This is a genomic window from Sphingobium sp. VMM, from assembly GCF_056790315.1.
The window spans coordinates 69,483-82,569 of the sequence record NZ_JBXGSI010000016.1; the positions used below are offsets into that span (position 1 = coordinate 69,483).

Consider the following 13,087-nt stretch of genomic DNA (forward strand, 5'->3'; position numbering starts at 1 on the left):
TATAGCAGGCAAATTCCAACATATCGTGAAAGCAAGATGCATAGAAAATTGATTATCGGCAGCCTGCTGGCTGCCACGACTCTACTAGGCGCATGCGCGCTCATCCAGCGGCCCGGACCAGTCGGTAACGTTAATGTACCCGCCCCCGCCAAAGCCGTCGACCTCGCACAGTATATGGGGCTCTGGTTCGAGCAATTCAGATATGAGGCACCTTTTCAGAAGGACATGGACGGCGTCACAGCCAACTATGTGATGAATCCGGACGGCACCGTCCGGGTCGTCAACCGTGGACGCCGGGGATCGAAATGGAAGGAATCTGTCGGCAAGGCCAAGCTGGTCGAGGGTAGCGGCAACGCCAAGCTCAAGGTATCATTCTTCGGCCCATTCTATGGCAACTATTGGGTGCTGGATCATGGCGATGACTATAGCTGGTCTATCGTCGGAGAACCCAGCGGCCGCTATCTGTGGGTACTGACCCGTGACCAACATCCTTCGGACCAGATGAAAACCGAGCTTGCCGAGCGCGTCAAACGGTTGGGATATGACTGGAATCTGGTACGCATCACCCGCCAATGATGGCGCGTTTCGGCATTTCTCATAGCGGGAACTGGACGCACTCAGCCCGCTTTGAGCATCGGGCGGGAGGACGTGAGCCAAATGGACGTATGTTGGAAAAGAGCATCGCTTTTCGGGGAGGTCACCATGAAACTAGCTACCTTGGTCGTATTCGCCTCAATCTATGGGTGCAGCGTCTTCCCGGCCACCGCCGCTGAAATTTCCACGCATGTGCTCGACCTTGCACGTGGCACCGGCGGCAAGGGCGTGCCTGTTGCACTGTCCAAGCGCTCGGCGGATGGCGTCTGGCAGCAAGTGGCCAAATCAACGACGGATGCCAATGGTCGTGTTCGTAGCTTCGACGATGGCGGCCTGTTCGACACGGGCGTCTACCGCCTTGAATTCGATATGTCGAAATATCCCGATGCGTCTGCAAATCCCTTCTTTCCTGAAATTGTCCTGACCTTCCGCGTTGCCGACAAAGAGGGCCATTATCATGTCCCGGTGGTAGTCAGCCCTTATGGATACTCGACTTACCGGGGCAACTAATGTGCAGGGAGCGAAGCTCTTGAGATCCGCGGTCGAAGCCAGTTGGCCAAACCGTCGATGATGTGCAGCTGAGGGTTTGAGAGCCAGTACCTATCGGCCTGCGCTTTCTCTCAGTCGCCAATTGGCTAGCGCAAAGGACAGCCAATCGGCGCATATTGAGTGCAATCTTCTTTCCGCTGCAGGGACATGACGTTGAGACATCGGGGATAGCAAAGGCAAGAAGCGCGGTATCCGTGTCCGGCGGCGGCCCACTCACTATAGTGGATCATGTTTTTTGCACCCGCATCGCCGCGCCGCACGGATGTGTGAGACCGATGCGTTGCCTCGATAGCCAAGGCCCGGCATAGGCGCGCATATGAGTGAATTCGTACAGGCCGCCATTCTCGCCGTGATCAAACGCGCCCCGATCTGGATCCGGCAGGATCTGACATCGAAGGATTTAGGCGCCCGTGTCCGTGCGGAGGAGTCGCTCGCCATGATCATTGCCGACGCCATCCGCAAGCAAGGCGAACAGCCCGAATGATCAGGTCCTGGATGTTCAGGCGATAACGCCGGCAGTCCGTTTCAACTCGGCTATCCGTTCAGCGCAGACTTCATGCACCACACGGCCCAGATCCTCGACCTGTCTGCCAAGCCAGCTGAGTTCCGCCTCGCTGATCTTGTAATGCTTGGAATAGCGGGCCTTCACATAAGCCTCTTTGAGCTTTTCCCAGCGTGCCTGATCGATGCGCCGCTCGCGCGGCCAGACATCGACCAGCCGGCGATCCAGCCGCTCCGCCTGTGTGCGCAGGAATCCGATATTATGGACATGGGGCGTGTAGAAAGTCGTGACCAGAAGGATGCAGTGGTATAGCCGTTCTGTGGCCTGATGAAGGTCAAAAGCAGCATCCTTGGTGTAGCCCTGATTGAGATAGAAGTTGGCTCCCTCGAAGCGCTTCATTGCGGCCGGAAACCACTCCTCGAAATATTCCTGTGCCATGGCAAGCGCCTGGTCGGGCGTCTTTGGCTTGGGAACATGGAGCTCGCTGTCTTCAACCTGATAGAGCGCGATGCCGTCTTCGCGCACGTCCATGAAGAAATAGCGGCCATGGGCCAGACCGTCATTCACCTCCTGCAGCGTATGGACGATGAAGTTGACCGGGGTACGGATCGCGTGGGTGATCGCCAGTTCGCGGTTGAAGCGGTCCTCGAGCTTGAGCCAATAATCGACCCGCTCGGTCAGCCGCTTGTCATTGACGATGATGAGGATGTCATAGTCGGACTGATAGCCCTTGGCGGTGTGCGGTTCGTCGACCCATCCGCCCCTGGCATAGCTGCCATAAAGAATGATCTTCTCGATCCGGCCGCGCTTCTTCCAGCCATGGTTGGCGAGCGCCAGCGCATCCTCGAATTCCTCGAAGATGATCCGCACGACCCGTTCGAGCTCGCGCTGTTTGTCGCCGGGCAAATGATCCAGATCGGTCCGCATCATCCTATCCTAGCTTAGTCCGCAGGGCGGCTGCAATCAGGGGCCGGCCGTTCGTCACGATGGCTCTTCACGACGTACGATCTGTTCCAAGATCGCGCGCGCTTCAGTTTGCCAATGGTGCATAGCCGCCAGCGCTGCCGGGGATAGCCTCACCAGCTTGCGGCGGCGATCACGGGGATCGGCAAGCCTTTCAATGACGCCGAGCGCTGCCAGCTTCTTGATCCATCTCTGCGCGGTTGCCGGCGCAATCCCTGCGGCAATTCCTACCGCCGTGACAGAGAGGTCGATCCTTTCAATTGCGCAGGCATAGATGTCGAGCATGATATCCCATGCCGGTTCAGCCGATTGGGCAAGCGCGGCATGATCAGCGCGGCGACGGCGCATCTCAATGATTGCCACCATGGAGCGGATGGTCGGTCGGCTTGGACATGCGCATTCTCCTCGCGCCAGTATCGTGGCGCACCTGCTGTGATGCCGGTGTGGGGAAGGCTCAGTGGGAGAGGCGGCGAAGAAAATCGGCAATGCTGAATAGCATGCCTAGGCCAGCGCTGATCGCGAAGAAGCAGAAGCCGATCGCGATCGCGACCGCTAGAGTGAGAAGCGACCGCGTAACCAGCGTCATCCCGTCCGGTCTCGTTCCATCGAGAATTTCCCGCACGAGCAGGCCGAGATTGACCTGCCCGCGAGGCGGGGTGACGGACCGCCTCTCGCCCTCAAGACCATCCTCCGGCCTGGACCGATCGATGGCGTTCTGGGCGTGTGGCACAGCTGCTGCAGGATCGGCCTGATCGGCTAGACCTATCAAATCGCCCCCTATTTTCTCGGGGGCGCTAGTGGTAGATGGCGGCACGATCCGGGACAGATGCTCGGCATAGAGCAGGGCCGCATGCCGGCGGTCGCGCGCGCCCAGCTTGACGACCGCGTCGCGGATATAGGTGTTGACGGTGCCGGGCCTGATATTGAGGGCGCGGGCAATATCCTCCGAGCTTTTGAGATCGCGCACCATCAGCAGGCATTGGCACTCGCGAGGCGTCAGCCGATCAAATTGCGTCTCGGTCATGCGTGCGTCTGGAACCTCTCGGCCTTCGGGGTGGGGGCATCTTCCCTCAGGCGATATTGCGTTGCAATTCCAAACGCTTTTCCAGCGATGATCGGCGTCGGGATTGGAGACGCGAGGATGATCGTGCCGGCCTTGACCTTGGCCCCGTCGATTGCGCGATCAGCTGTCGCGAACCGCCTGGGCCAATTGCGACGCGATCGCGCGCCGGCGCTCATGATAATGCTCCAGGAGCGCCTTGAGCGCCTGCCATCTCCCGGCGCGCGCAAATTGGTCGATCCGCTCGATTTCGGCTGGGGCGTCGGCCAGCAATTCGGTTTCCATACGGCGATAGGGGCCAAGCCGCGCCGCCGCATTGAGGACGAGCGCCTGCGCGTGGCGCGAGCGCTTGAGCAGGCCGCCAAAACGCCTGGTCCTCTCGCCATAGAAGCGTCCCTGGCAGAGCGGGGTGGCGGCAAAACTGGGTTCAAGATCTGCATTGAGCGCATGGATGACGTCTGGCGGCAGCGCATCCTCGATGACGCAGTAGCCGTCTCGCAGCAGCGTCTCGCGCATGCTAATGTCGCAAGCCTGTAGGCGCATCATGCGCGCCTCCCATGGCGTGGGGCGCTCAGCTGATATTGAAGCGAGGCATGGATCCCCGCCCGTTCAAGCATGGACGGCGTGCTTGCATCGATATGGATGTGCAGGGCGACGAGTAATTGATCTCGATGCCGAACCGGCTGGCCCAGCGCTTCGCATCGCCAGCCGAATGTCGCGACCTGCGCGAACCAGGAGCGCTCGGCGACGCCGGTGTAGGAGCCGATGCCATTGGCCAGGGCATGATCGACAAGCGCGATCACGAGCTGGTTGCGCGCGTCAAGCCGCTCAGCGGCCCTGAGGTCGCGATCAAGGCAGAAACGGGTGATCTCCCGGACATGGTCGCCGGTCGGGACCGGACCAGCGCACAGATGCGGGAAGATGTCCGCGAGGATATGGGGCCGGTTTGTCTGCAGCAGCCGTGTCGAGGCGCGATGATGCAATTCCGTATCGGTCAGCACCAGATATTGCGCGTCTGGCGTGTCGAAATGGTCAACCTCATAGCGGTCGGCCAGGACCGGAAGATCCCATTTGAGCAGGTCGATGAAGACCCGCTTGCGCGCTTCGAACATGGCGCGGAGCACCATATCCTGGTCGATATGCGGGCCCTGGATGATCGGGGATGGCATGTGCTTTTCCTGTCATGATTGAACATGCACGCATAACATCATCGCAGCCCGACCCCGCCTATACCCAGAAAGGGGGATGGCACCGCCGCGCGCATCGCGCGGCGGTGCGGTCGATCAGACCCGCTCGCGCCAGCGGAATATGTCGGAAAAGCTGATCAGCCCGTCGAACAGGGCATAAAGGATGAGCGAGGCGCGGTTGCTCGTATCATAGCGGTCGCGCGCTTCCTTAAGATGCTGGATCACCGTCTCCTTGCTGATGCCCAATATCCGACCGATCTCCCAGTTGGTCTTGCCCCGCGCCGCCCAGAGCACGCAGTCGCGTTGCCGATCGGTGAGGCGCGGTTTCTTGATGGGGCGCCGCCACCCCGACAACCGGCTCGCCTGGGCGATGGCAATGGCGCCCAATATGTCAGCGATGATGAGCATCCTCTCAGGGAGCGGGCGTTCTGTGGCGGTGACGAACGTGCAACTGCCTGTGACCGTACCGGGCAGGTGACGCGGGACGGTGAAGCCGTCGACCATGCCATGTTTGCGCCCGGTCTCGAAGGTGACCCGCTCGATCGGCGTAATCGGTATGAGATGTTCGATTTCGCGCCATCGAAAGCCCGACAAACTGCTTTCGCCGGCTCTTCGGACCGGATCGGTCTGGGCGAGGTTGAAGCCGATATAGATATCCGCCCAGCTGGCCGGGTAGCTGTGCACAAGCATTGATGTGCCCGAATGTCCGCCAAGGCCGACGTCGACGCTGAGGGCAAAGCGGTCAAACCCCAGCGCTATGGCGATCCTGTCCATCGCCTCATGAAGGGCGTCTGCGGACAGGGCACGAAGAATGGTCTTGCTGAGCGACTCTATCTGTTCCTGATTCATGACTTGGGATCTGCGCCCATGCCGGCGGGCCCAACCCGTTACGTCATGAAGGCGCCCTTTTCCTGGCTCGGGCCGTTGGCGACGTCCCTCACGCCGCGCCGCGAGCGTTTCTGTCTGCCTTTGGCTGCAACCTCTGTTCCCGAAGCGGGAGGACTCTCCTGATCCGTGGCGCAACTCTGCCCGAATGACCGCCGGTTTCAAGATGCTTTGTGACAATGATGTGACAGGCGATCGATGGCGGCTCGGCCATCGCCGGCCAAGCTTCATTTCGCTTTCCCGATCTCGAGCCAGATCTCATGCCTCGCGGTCACGATCCCGGTGGCAAGGAAAGGGGGCTGCGGACGCCGCGCCTGCGCGGCGGCGTAGGTCTGGCCGCTTCCTCTCAAAATCGGGAGTGGCCGGCGCTACCTGCTAGGCGCGTCGCGACCGGTGGCAACCTGCTGCGCAGCTGCTCCATTGCCATTGCGCCCTGACGGTGCCGACGCCCGCTCGAGCGCGCCTTTCCGCTCGCACCCTGCCGCCCCCCCTAATTCCCGCCCTGCCGGTGGTTTGGGCGGGATCAGCACGGCGCGTCACGGCGCCTGAAAGGTCGAGTCGCCTGCCGCTCGTCCAAGATCGACGGCCAGCACAGCCTGATCAAATGGCCATGGGCAGCAAAAACGCTGCCCATGGCTTGACGCGCCCAGAAAAAATCGCGGCCGCCGCGCGCGGCGGCCTTCCCTCAAGCCATTCTGTTCCCGACCTGATCCCGCATATTTCGCCTTTCCCGACTCGGGCCAGCTATGGTGGCAAAGCACATCGCGGATAAATTTCGATTGCGTCATTATTTCGTGGAAACAATGATCGACCAAGCAGTTATCCCCCTGCAAGTCTCCGCGGCTTGCGCGACCCGACTGGCCCTGCATCAACCGGTGCAGGGTTTTTCGACCCTCTCGGTTGACCTCAGCCTGCCTGCAGTGGGTGGCCGGCTGAGGTTGACTCGATGGCCTCAGGCCATTGCAGATTTTATTCAGATTTTGCTGTTAACAGTCAAATCTATCCAACGGGGCGGCAAGGACTGCGCCAATCTGCTGGATGCCCCGCCTGCCTTTCAGAGCGAAGCGACCTGCCTCAAGGCTGGCGGGGCAAGACCTTATCCCGCTCCAGCCGGAACTGCCCTTGCCTCGCCTCTTGCGAGGTCCAACCTCATCCAGCGCGCGCTGGAACCAGCATTGCCAGCCTTTCGCCGGAAGTCCTATCAGTACGTGCCGATACAGGGCGCGCCGCGATCATCGATTACGGACGAAAACTGTCACGCCGCTTCAAAATGCCGGGGCGCCTGCTATCAGCTGTTGACCTTGTCCTTGAGCGCCTTGGCCGGTTGGAAACCGACCTTGCGCGATGCCGGGATCGTCATCGGCTCGCCCGTCCGGGGATTCTTGCCCTCTCGGGCCGCGCTCTGCTTCACCTTGAACTTGCCGAAGCCTGCAATCGAGACATCTTCGCCCTTGGCTGCTGCGTCCGCAATAACGGCCAAGGCTGCGTCGATAATCTTCTTCACCTCCGATTTGGTGACGCCCTGCTGGACAGCAACGGCTTCGATCAGTTCATTTCCGGTCATGGCATCCTCTTTCGCTGGGGGAGGGAGCGTTTTGCCAAACATGCCAGCGGTGGTCGAGCGCACTTCATACTGATTGCAAAAAATACCGCCGCACTCTCATTTTCTAGCGGGCCGCGCCAATCGCCGCCGATTCTTGCGAACCGCCTTGCGATAATGGGTAACTGATGCGCTCATCATCGCAGGGGCCGAGGCGCCAAGGCTACCGGTCATGAACTTCCACTGGAGCAGCGCTGCTGCCTCCATCTTCTCTCTGACCATCAACTGCGCTTCGGCCATGGCTGAAGCGTTTCCGGACATCAGGCGGGGAAGCCGCATGCCAATGACGGACCAAGCCTCAAGCCCAAGGCTCCAGCAATCAAATGTCAGGGACAGGGATGATGCGGTGCGCATGCCACTATAAGGTCGCCCGTCCGCTGGGGTTCCCGAAATCGAGTAGGATAATCTCTAAAATTCGGCGCCGCACCGGGCCGCCGGAGCTTACGCCACATCGCGCCGGCGGGGTTCTCGCAGCAGATCCGGCCATCAGCCCGGATAGAGGTCGACACGATCAGCCTGTGGCAGGACGGCATCGAGCAGCAAGGTCCGATGGCAGCCTGCCGGATCGCGCTCGAAGCAGAGCAAGGCGGTAGGACGCCCCTTTGTCAGTTCGACCAGTTGCGCTGCCTGGACAATTGCCTCGGGCAGTTCGAGCTGACCTGAATAGATTTCCGCCAGCCGCGCGTGCTGCCTCTTGCGCGCCGCTTCGCGACCTGCCGCAGGGGTCCCAAGTGCCTTGAAACCAACATAGTCGATGCCAGCCTCTCGCAGACCGGCCGCTAGGATATTCTTCGAAAATCCCGGGCGGCGCGACAGGGGTAGGGCCCGTACATCTGCCAGGACTTCAACGCCAGCCGCTCTCAGCGCGTCGATCAGTTGCTCCTGGGTCACCCCCTCATAGCCGATGGTGAAAATCTTCATGGTAGGGAAGCCTCAGCCTTGCCACTATTGAGCGCATCAATTGATCTTGGGACCGGCAAGTTCCTGGCGCATCGCTGGGAGCGCCGTTTTCCTGCAAGGCGGGCTGACGCATGAAAGACAAGCATTCCCTAACGGAAAGTATCCAAGACTTGTCGGATTCCTACAAGGCGACTCGCTTGCAAGCTTGTATCTGCTCATGAGCGACCCGAGGCTTTTAGCCTGCTACTGCCCGCCCGGCGCAAACCGGGCGGGCTTTTATTTTGTCGCGCCATTGAACATGGCATTATCTCTGCTTCGCCTCGGTCTCTTCGTCGGTGAAGCAGTGAGCAGATCGATTTTCCGGGATTTTCAGAACATGCTTTGAATCGCCCCCGTCAGCGGAACGGCGGTCGGCTATCGGACGTTCGAGCGACATCCAAAGAGGAGGATGTCATGAAAAATCATCTGTGGATGAGCGTCGCACCGATAGCGGCCCTCGCGCTTGGTGCTTGCAGCGCGAAAGTGGAAGAAAAGGCCGACAACGCATTGAACGATACCGGCGCCGCCGTTTCAGGGGCCGTCAATTCCACCGGCAACGCAATCGACAATGCCCAGCAGGCTCTCATGCCGACGCCGACGGGCCAGGAATTTGCGGACGCGGCCGCCAAGAGCGACGCCTTCGAGATCGAAGCCGCAAAGCTGGCGGCAACAAATGCCCAATCTCCTGAGGTGAAGGAATTTGCCAGGATGATGGTCGCCGCCCACTCGGATTCGACCGCCAAGATCAAGGCCGCAGCCAAGACGGCCAGTCCCGCGATAACGCCCAATGCCACGCTGACCAAAGATCAGTCGGAGGATCTCGCGGAGTTGAAGGCACTCAAGGGCACTGAGTTCGACAAGGAATATATTGATGGCCAAGTCGATGCCCATGAAGACGCTCTTGAGCTGATGCGCAAATATGCTGCGGACGGCACGATCGCCTCGCTCAAGCAGGCAGCTGGGGAAATAGCGCCTGTGGTCGAAAAGCATCTCTCGAGTGCCAAGGCGCTCGACAAGGACTGACGTGATGCCGCCTTCGCACGCCGTGCATATCTTTTCGGACAATGAAGAGATGGAGTAGCGACATCTCTCCATGGCCTGGGCCTCATGGCCCCTGCCAGCATGTCTGGCGGGGGCCTATTGACGGGGCACAGGACAGGCCCTCGGTAGCAGACATCTACACGGAAGAAATCGGGCGCTGCCGGCTTTGCGTCCAGGCTCTGACCGAGCTGCAGTTTTGTCGACTTTACCCGCCATCAATATCTTCGCCCGCACGGTCTTTATGATAACCGAGGCACAAGTGGATCGCGCCTGTCAGCCCGGACGCAAAGCTTGCCGTGCCCATTGGACAATTGCCTGTACCGGCATTGCGCCTGATTCTCGGGCAATCTCCTTGCCCTTTTTCAAAATCAGCATTGTCGGGATCGTCCGGATAGCATAGCGCGCCGCAATTGCCTGGTCGGCCTGCGTATCGAGCTTGCCGAGCCGCAACCAGGGCTCCAGTTGCGGAGCGGCCGCAGCAAAGGCTGGCGCCATCTGCCGGCAAGGTCCGCACCAGTCTGCCCAGAAATCCACCAGCAACGGGATATCGGATCGCAAGGCGTGCGCATCGAAATTACTGGTGCTTAGTGCGACCGGCGCCGCCGCGAAGAGATCGCCACCGCATTTGCCGCATTTCCCGCCGACACCCAATTTTGACGATGGCACGCGATTGAGCACCGCGCACATCGGGCAGGCAATGATCAGCGCCTGGTTGTCGTTACCGGCCAATGTCAGCCTTTCTTGGCGGGCAGCTTCTTGCGAGCTATGCTCGCAAATTCCTCGAGCTGCTTCTCGGTCATCGATTCTTCCATTTGCTTTGAAGCGCCGCGCAACTTCGATTTGGGTTGATCGCCGCGCTTGGCGGCAAGAGCGGCACCGGCCGCCTTTTGCTGCGCCTTGGAGGTTGCAGGCATATCCTCATCTCCCAACATCAGATAGCCCAGAAACGCATCATCCCTGCATTGGTGCCAGCATGCCGCCCTCCTGTCCCAACAGTCGAACCAGGTCCACTCGCGGGTTCTCAGGACTGCTGTGAGAGTGCCACAGGCTGTGGATCTTGGCTCGGAGCATGGTGAAGGCAGACCTGACGCCATCTGTCTGCCCAGCCCCATTCTCCCTCATCCTGGCCTTGGAGCAGCGTGATTACCTCATGCCGTCAACCCCGCGAGGAGGTTCCCGGATGCCATAGCCATCCGTGACGTCGGTAATCAGCTGCCCCCTGGGCTTGGACATCGGGAATGGTCCCGAGCAGACAAGGAGATCACATCATGGCTACCATCGTCGCGAACCTCATCGTCAAGGGCGATAGCCTTGAAGGCACGCTCGCCACCCTGACCATCAGTGCCCCCATCACCGTTGTGCCCAACGCCCGCAAATCGAAGGAGGCGGAGCCCGATTACCGGATCATCAGCCGCAGCAATGGTTTCGAGCTCGGTGCTGGCTGGAGGAAATTCGCCCAGTCGACCGGTGCCGAATATGTCTCGGTCGTTCTCTCGGCCCCGGAATTCGGGACCAGGCCAGAATGGCCGATCCTTCTCATCGCGCCAGGATGGCGTTTGAGGGCGAGAATGGCGCAGCCCGCGCTGTCGCCCATGCCGCCGCCAGTCTGGGAGAGCGGCAGTCGCTATTTTCCGAGGCCACGTTGAGACAGGAGGCTGGACGGATCGGGCTGGGCCGGATCGGCTACGAGCAGATCGGGGCCGCAATCGATTTGGCCACGAAGAAGGGGGATTTGCTGGAACGTGTCTATATCGACCGGCGCGGCGCCGAATTTTCCGGGTTCACCACCCGGCAGAATGTCGAGACCGAAACCAGGATGCTGCGGATCGAAGCGGACGGGCGTGGGGGACTTGCCCCAATCGCATCCCCACTTGCGGCCGCAAAGGCGGTTGCCAACGCTGCAGCGCAAGCCGAGCGCGCAGGTTTCGGCTGGAACCCCGATCAGCGCTCTGCCACCCAGAACCTCCTGAACAGTTGCAACCGGATCACGGCTCTGCAGGGCTATGCCGGCACGGCCAAAACCACGACTGTACTGGCGACCTTTGCCTGTGAGGCTGCGGCGCGAGGCGTGTCGATCACCGCACTTGCGCCCACCGCATCAGCGGCGATGGTGCTTGGGCAGGCGCTGGGCACAAATGGCGATACCGTGGCCCGACACCTGTTATCACCGCAGCGTGGCGATATTGGTCGACCTGCCGCGTGGATCGTGGATGAAGCATCCCTGTTGTCGGCTCACGATATGGCGCGACTGTTCGAGCTTGCAGCCAAGCATGATGCCCGCATCCTGCTTGTCGGGGATGTAAAGCAGTTGGGTTCAGTCGAGGCAGGCGCGGCCTTTGCCCAATTGCAGGACGCTGGCATGGAGACCGCCAGGCTGGCCGAGATTGTGCGACAGACCAATGGTGCCACCAAGGAAGCGGTGCTGGCGTCGATCGATGGGGATGCCAGAAAAGCCATGGCAGCGCTGGATCGAGGTGGCGGGCAGGTCATAGAAAACGCGGATCGGAATGAGCGCTTTGCTGCCATCGCCCAGCGATATGCCGCGCTCGACAAGACAGGACGTGCCCGCACCATCATCATCGAGCCGTCGCGCGAAGGGCGCGATGTGCTGACCGCAGACATTCGCACCGCCCTCGCTCGATCGGAGATATTGACCGGTCCCGCCGTTGCCGTGGAAAGCCTCACCAACAAGGGGCTCACCCGAGCCGATGCGCGCGCTCCGCTGAGTTACGACAAGGGCGACGTCGTCAGCTTCACTCGTGACTATGCCGATAAGGGGGTGGCGCGGGGAGAAGCCTATCGCGTCGAGAGCATAGATCCGGTCAAGGCTGCCATCACGCTCAGGGCCGAGGATGGGCGCGCGGTGGACTGGCGCCTGCGGCAATGGGGGGCAGGTCATGCTCAGGCTTTCTTGGCCCAGTCGATCGACCTCAAGGCCGGCGATACGATCCGGTTCACCCGCAATGACCGCGAGACGGGGCGGGTGAATGGCGCCCGTGCGCAAGTCCTTGCGGTTGATCAAGAGGCGCGCACCGCCACGGTCCAGACTGGACGTGGGAAGATCGAAACGCTCCATCTCGATTCCGCCCGCGACCGGCATATTGCCCATGCCTATGTCGATACCGCCTTTGCGGCGCAGGGCAGGACCGCCGACCACGTCATCATCCATGCCGACAGCAGAGCGACCAACCTGGTCGATCAGAAGTCCTTCTATGTAGGGATCTCCCGAGCAAAGCTGTCCGCCACCATATACACTAATGATCGCGACAGGCTCGTGGCTGCGATCGGTGAGCGGACCGGCCAAGTTCAGACGGCCATATTTCAGGCCAAGGCCCCGGCACTTGCAGCTGGCGCTAGGAAAGACGCTGGTCTGGGATGAGGCTGGGCCTTCATCCTGGCAGGGTAAAAAGTGGCGGCATCAAACAATTCGATTGGTTCGCGCCGGGCAGCGTTCCCGCCTAGAAGTGGACCAACCGCTGTAGGGGGCCGGCGCCGGGCGCCCCGGCAAACAGCGATCGACGGTCGGGAGCGGACGGTCGGAGATCAGTGTCGCCTCGATCGTGAAACCAATTGCGCGCGCGCTTTGTTTGTTTCGACGATGAGTCGAAAAAGGATATCGATGATGCCCACGACACCTAAAACTACCGACGGTCCAGAGGACACCGGCGCTGGCGAGCGCACCAACCGGAAGGCCGCCCAGAAGGTCTCGCCGGGAGATAGTAGCGCAACGATCGCTGGGGAAGGGCTCGGAAGCCCTGCCATACGTA

At 60.7% G+C, this 13,087-nt stretch carries 18 protein-coding genes; 7 read left to right on the forward strand and 11 right to left on the reverse strand.

Going from position 1 to position 13,087, the window contains the following annotated elements:
• The first annotated feature begins 36 nt into the window (after window positions 1-36).
• The 3 genes from ACUCV3_RS19295 to ACUCV3_RS19305 all read left to right on the forward strand — a co-directional run bounded on the left by ACUCV3_RS19295 (window position 37) and on the right by ACUCV3_RS19305 (window position 1,627).
• A complete protein-coding gene (locus tag ACUCV3_RS19295; protein WP_080993714.1) occupies window positions 37-576 on the forward strand; it encodes a lipocalin family protein in 540 nt (179 codons plus the stop codon).
• A gap of 126 nt (window positions 577-702) precedes the next feature.
• The gene (gene uraH / locus ACUCV3_RS19300; RefSeq protein WP_063141890.1) at window positions 703-1,104 is read left to right on the forward strand and encodes a hydroxyisourate hydrolase; all 402 of its coding nucleotides are present in this window, start codon (window positions 703-705) and stop codon (window positions 1,102-1,104) included.
• A 355-nt stretch (window positions 1,105-1,459) separates the two neighbouring features.
• On the forward strand, window positions 1,460-1,627 hold the full coding sequence (locus tag ACUCV3_RS19305; RefSeq protein ID WP_163000302.1) for a DUF6771 family protein: 168 nt from the start codon (window positions 1,460-1,462) through the stop codon (window positions 1,625-1,627).
• Between the two features lie 15 nt (window positions 1,628-1,642).
• On the opposite strand, the gene ACUCV3_RS19310 is transcribed toward ACUCV3_RS19305, so the two are convergent.
• The 6 genes from ACUCV3_RS19310 to ACUCV3_RS19335 form a co-directional block, all read right to left on the reverse strand.
• The gene (locus ACUCV3_RS19310; protein ID WP_037509646.1) at window positions 1,643-2,572 is read right to left on the reverse strand and encodes a HEPN domain-containing protein; all 930 of its coding nucleotides are present in this window, start codon (window positions 2,570-2,572) and stop codon (window positions 1,643-1,645) included.
• Window positions 2,573-2,626: 54 nt separating this feature from the next.
• Window positions 2,627-2,974 carry a MarR family transcriptional regulator gene (locus ACUCV3_RS19315; protein ID WP_482240996.1) on the reverse strand — a complete coding sequence of 116 codons (348 nt, stop codon included), beginning with the start codon at window positions 2,972-2,974 and terminating at the stop codon, window positions 2,627-2,629.
• A gap of 88 nt (window positions 2,975-3,062) precedes the next feature.
• Complete coding sequence (locus tag ACUCV3_RS19320) at window positions 3,063-3,632, reverse strand: helix-turn-helix domain-containing protein (RefSeq protein ID WP_313039207.1); 570 nt, start codon at window positions 3,630-3,632, stop codon at window positions 3,063-3,065.
• Window positions 3,633-3,791: 159 nt separating this feature from the next.
• Window positions 3,792-4,214 carry a hypothetical protein gene (locus tag ACUCV3_RS19325; RefSeq protein ID WP_482240997.1) on the reverse strand — a complete coding sequence of 141 codons (423 nt, stop codon included), beginning with the start codon at window positions 4,212-4,214 and terminating at the stop codon, window positions 3,792-3,794.
• A complete protein-coding gene (locus ACUCV3_RS19330) occupies window positions 4,211-4,837 on the reverse strand; it encodes an acyl-homoserine-lactone synthase (RefSeq protein WP_097385148.1) in 627 nt (208 codons plus the stop codon). The genes ACUCV3_RS19325 and ACUCV3_RS19330 overlap by 4 nt, the downstream gene beginning before the upstream one ends.
• Before the next feature lie 114 nt (window positions 4,838-4,951).
• Window positions 4,952-5,629, reverse strand: a complete 678-nt coding sequence (locus ACUCV3_RS19335; RefSeq protein ID WP_235654842.1) for a helix-turn-helix transcriptional regulator — start codon at window positions 5,627-5,629, stop codon at window positions 4,952-4,954.
• Here ACUCV3_RS19335 and ACUCV3_RS19340 point away from each other — a divergent pair.
• Window positions 5,558-5,866, forward strand: a complete 309-nt coding sequence (locus ACUCV3_RS19340) for a hypothetical protein (RefSeq protein WP_482241010.1) — start codon at window positions 5,558-5,560, stop codon at window positions 5,864-5,866. The genes ACUCV3_RS19335 and ACUCV3_RS19340 overlap by 72 nt on opposite strands.
• A 1,162-nt stretch (window positions 5,867-7,028) precedes the next feature.
• Here the strand turns inward: ACUCV3_RS19340 and ACUCV3_RS19345 are convergent.
• The 3 genes from ACUCV3_RS19345 to ACUCV3_RS19355 form a co-directional block, all read right to left on the reverse strand.
• The gene (locus ACUCV3_RS19345) at window positions 7,029-7,346 is read right to left on the reverse strand and encodes an HU family DNA-binding protein (RefSeq protein ID WP_164488933.1); all 318 of its coding nucleotides are present in this window, start codon (window positions 7,344-7,346) and stop codon (window positions 7,029-7,031) included.
• A 54-nt stretch (window positions 7,347-7,400) separates the two neighbouring features.
• Window positions 7,401-7,580, reverse strand: a complete 180-nt coding sequence (locus ACUCV3_RS19350; protein ID WP_235654630.1) for a hypothetical protein — start codon at window positions 7,578-7,580, stop codon at window positions 7,401-7,403.
• Between the two features lie 246 nt (window positions 7,581-7,826).
• Window positions 7,827-8,261, reverse strand: a complete 435-nt coding sequence (locus ACUCV3_RS19355) for a DUF488 domain-containing protein (protein WP_482240998.1) — start codon at window positions 8,259-8,261, stop codon at window positions 7,827-7,829.
• 432 nt (window positions 8,262-8,693) lie between these two features.
• On the opposite strand from ACUCV3_RS19355, the gene ACUCV3_RS19360 reads away from it, so the two are divergent.
• Window positions 8,694-9,302 (forward strand): DUF4142 domain-containing protein, encoded by a 609-nt coding sequence (locus ACUCV3_RS19360; RefSeq protein ID WP_063141878.1) that lies wholly within the window; start codon window positions 8,694-8,696, stop codon window positions 9,300-9,302.
• A gap of 291 nt (window positions 9,303-9,593) precedes the next feature.
• Here the strand turns inward: ACUCV3_RS19360 and trxC are convergent, their stop codons facing one another.
• Together trxC and ACUCV3_RS19370 are read right to left on the reverse strand one after the other, a co-directional pair.
• A complete protein-coding gene (gene trxC, locus ACUCV3_RS19365; protein WP_080604481.1) occupies window positions 9,594-10,049 on the reverse strand; it encodes a thioredoxin TrxC in 456 nt (151 codons plus the stop codon).
• 2 nt (window positions 10,050-10,051) lie between these two features.
• Window positions 10,052-10,234: a DUF3008 family protein gene (locus ACUCV3_RS19370; protein ID WP_004209625.1), complete on the reverse strand. Its 183-nt coding sequence runs from the start codon at window positions 10,232-10,234 to the stop codon at window positions 10,052-10,054.
• 354 nt (window positions 10,235-10,588) lie between these two features.
• Here ACUCV3_RS19370 and ACUCV3_RS19375 point away from each other — a divergent pair, with 354 nt between their 5' ends.
• Both ACUCV3_RS19375 and ACUCV3_RS19380 read left to right on the forward strand, forming a co-directional pair.
• Window positions 10,589-10,966 (forward strand): DUF736 domain-containing protein, encoded by a 378-nt coding sequence (locus ACUCV3_RS19375; protein ID WP_482240999.1) that lies wholly within the window; start codon window positions 10,589-10,591, stop codon window positions 10,964-10,966.
• On the forward strand, window positions 10,963-12,699 hold the full coding sequence (locus ACUCV3_RS19380; protein WP_482241000.1) for an ATP-dependent DNA helicase: 1,737 nt from the start codon (window positions 10,963-10,965) through the stop codon (window positions 12,697-12,699). The genes ACUCV3_RS19375 and ACUCV3_RS19380 overlap by 4 nt, the downstream gene beginning before the upstream one ends.
• The last annotated feature ends 388 nt before the right edge of the window (window positions 12,700-13,087 follow it).

Bases quoted from the DNA above. Each gene is read 5' to 3' on its own strand.
- ACUCV3_RS19295 (WP_080993714.1), top strand. From the start codon at position 37: ATGCATAGAAAATTGATTATCGGCAGCCTGCTGGCTGCCACGACTCTA.
- ACUCV3_RS19345 (WP_164488933.1), bottom strand. From the start codon at position 7,346: ATGTTTGGCAAAACGCTCCCTCCCCCAGCGAAAGAGGATGCCATGACC.
- ACUCV3_RS19325 (WP_482240997.1), bottom strand. From the start codon at position 4,214: ATGATGCGCCTACAGGCTTGCGACATTAGCATGCGCGAGACGCTGCTG.
- ACUCV3_RS19355 (WP_482240998.1), bottom strand. From the start codon at position 8,261: ATGAAGATTTTCACCATCGGCTATGAGGGGGTGACCCAGGAGCAACTG.
- ACUCV3_RS19360 (WP_063141878.1), top strand. From the start codon at position 8,694: ATGAAAAATCATCTGTGGATGAGCGTCGCACCGATAGCGGCCCTCGCG.
- ACUCV3_RS19340 (WP_482241010.1), top strand. From the start codon at position 5,558: ATGTCCGCCAAGGCCGACGTCGACGCTGAGGGCAAAGCGGTCAAACCC.
- ACUCV3_RS19335 (WP_235654842.1), bottom strand. From the start codon at position 5,629: ATGGACAGGATCGCCATAGCGCTGGGGTTTGACCGCTTTGCCCTCAGC.
- ACUCV3_RS19370 (WP_004209625.1), bottom strand. From the start codon at position 10,234: ATGCCTGCAACCTCCAAGGCGCAGCAAAAGGCGGCCGGTGCCGCTCTT.
- ACUCV3_RS19375 (WP_482240999.1), top strand. From the start codon at position 10,589: ATGGCTACCATCGTCGCGAACCTCATCGTCAAGGGCGATAGCCTTGAA.
- ACUCV3_RS19310 (WP_037509646.1), bottom strand. From the start codon at position 2,572: ATGCGGACCGATCTGGATCATTTGCCCGGCGACAAACAGCGCGAGCTC.
- ACUCV3_RS19350 (WP_235654630.1), bottom strand. From the start codon at position 7,580: ATGGCCGAAGCGCAGTTGATGGTCAGAGAGAAGATGGAGGCAGCAGCG.
- ACUCV3_RS19330 (WP_097385148.1), bottom strand. From the start codon at position 4,837: ATGCCATCCCCGATCATCCAGGGCCCGCATATCGACCAGGATATGGTG.
- ACUCV3_RS19320 (WP_313039207.1), bottom strand. From the start codon at position 3,632: ATGACCGAGACGCAATTTGATCGGCTGACGCCTCGCGAGTGCCAATGC.
- ACUCV3_RS19305 (WP_163000302.1), top strand. From the start codon at position 1,460: ATGAGTGAATTCGTACAGGCCGCCATTCTCGCCGTGATCAAACGCGCC.
- ACUCV3_RS19315 (WP_482240996.1), bottom strand. From the start codon at position 2,974: ATGGTGGCAATCATTGAGATGCGCCGTCGCCGCGCTGATCATGCCGCG.
- uraH (WP_063141890.1), top strand. From the start codon at position 703: ATGAAACTAGCTACCTTGGTCGTATTCGCCTCAATCTATGGGTGCAGC.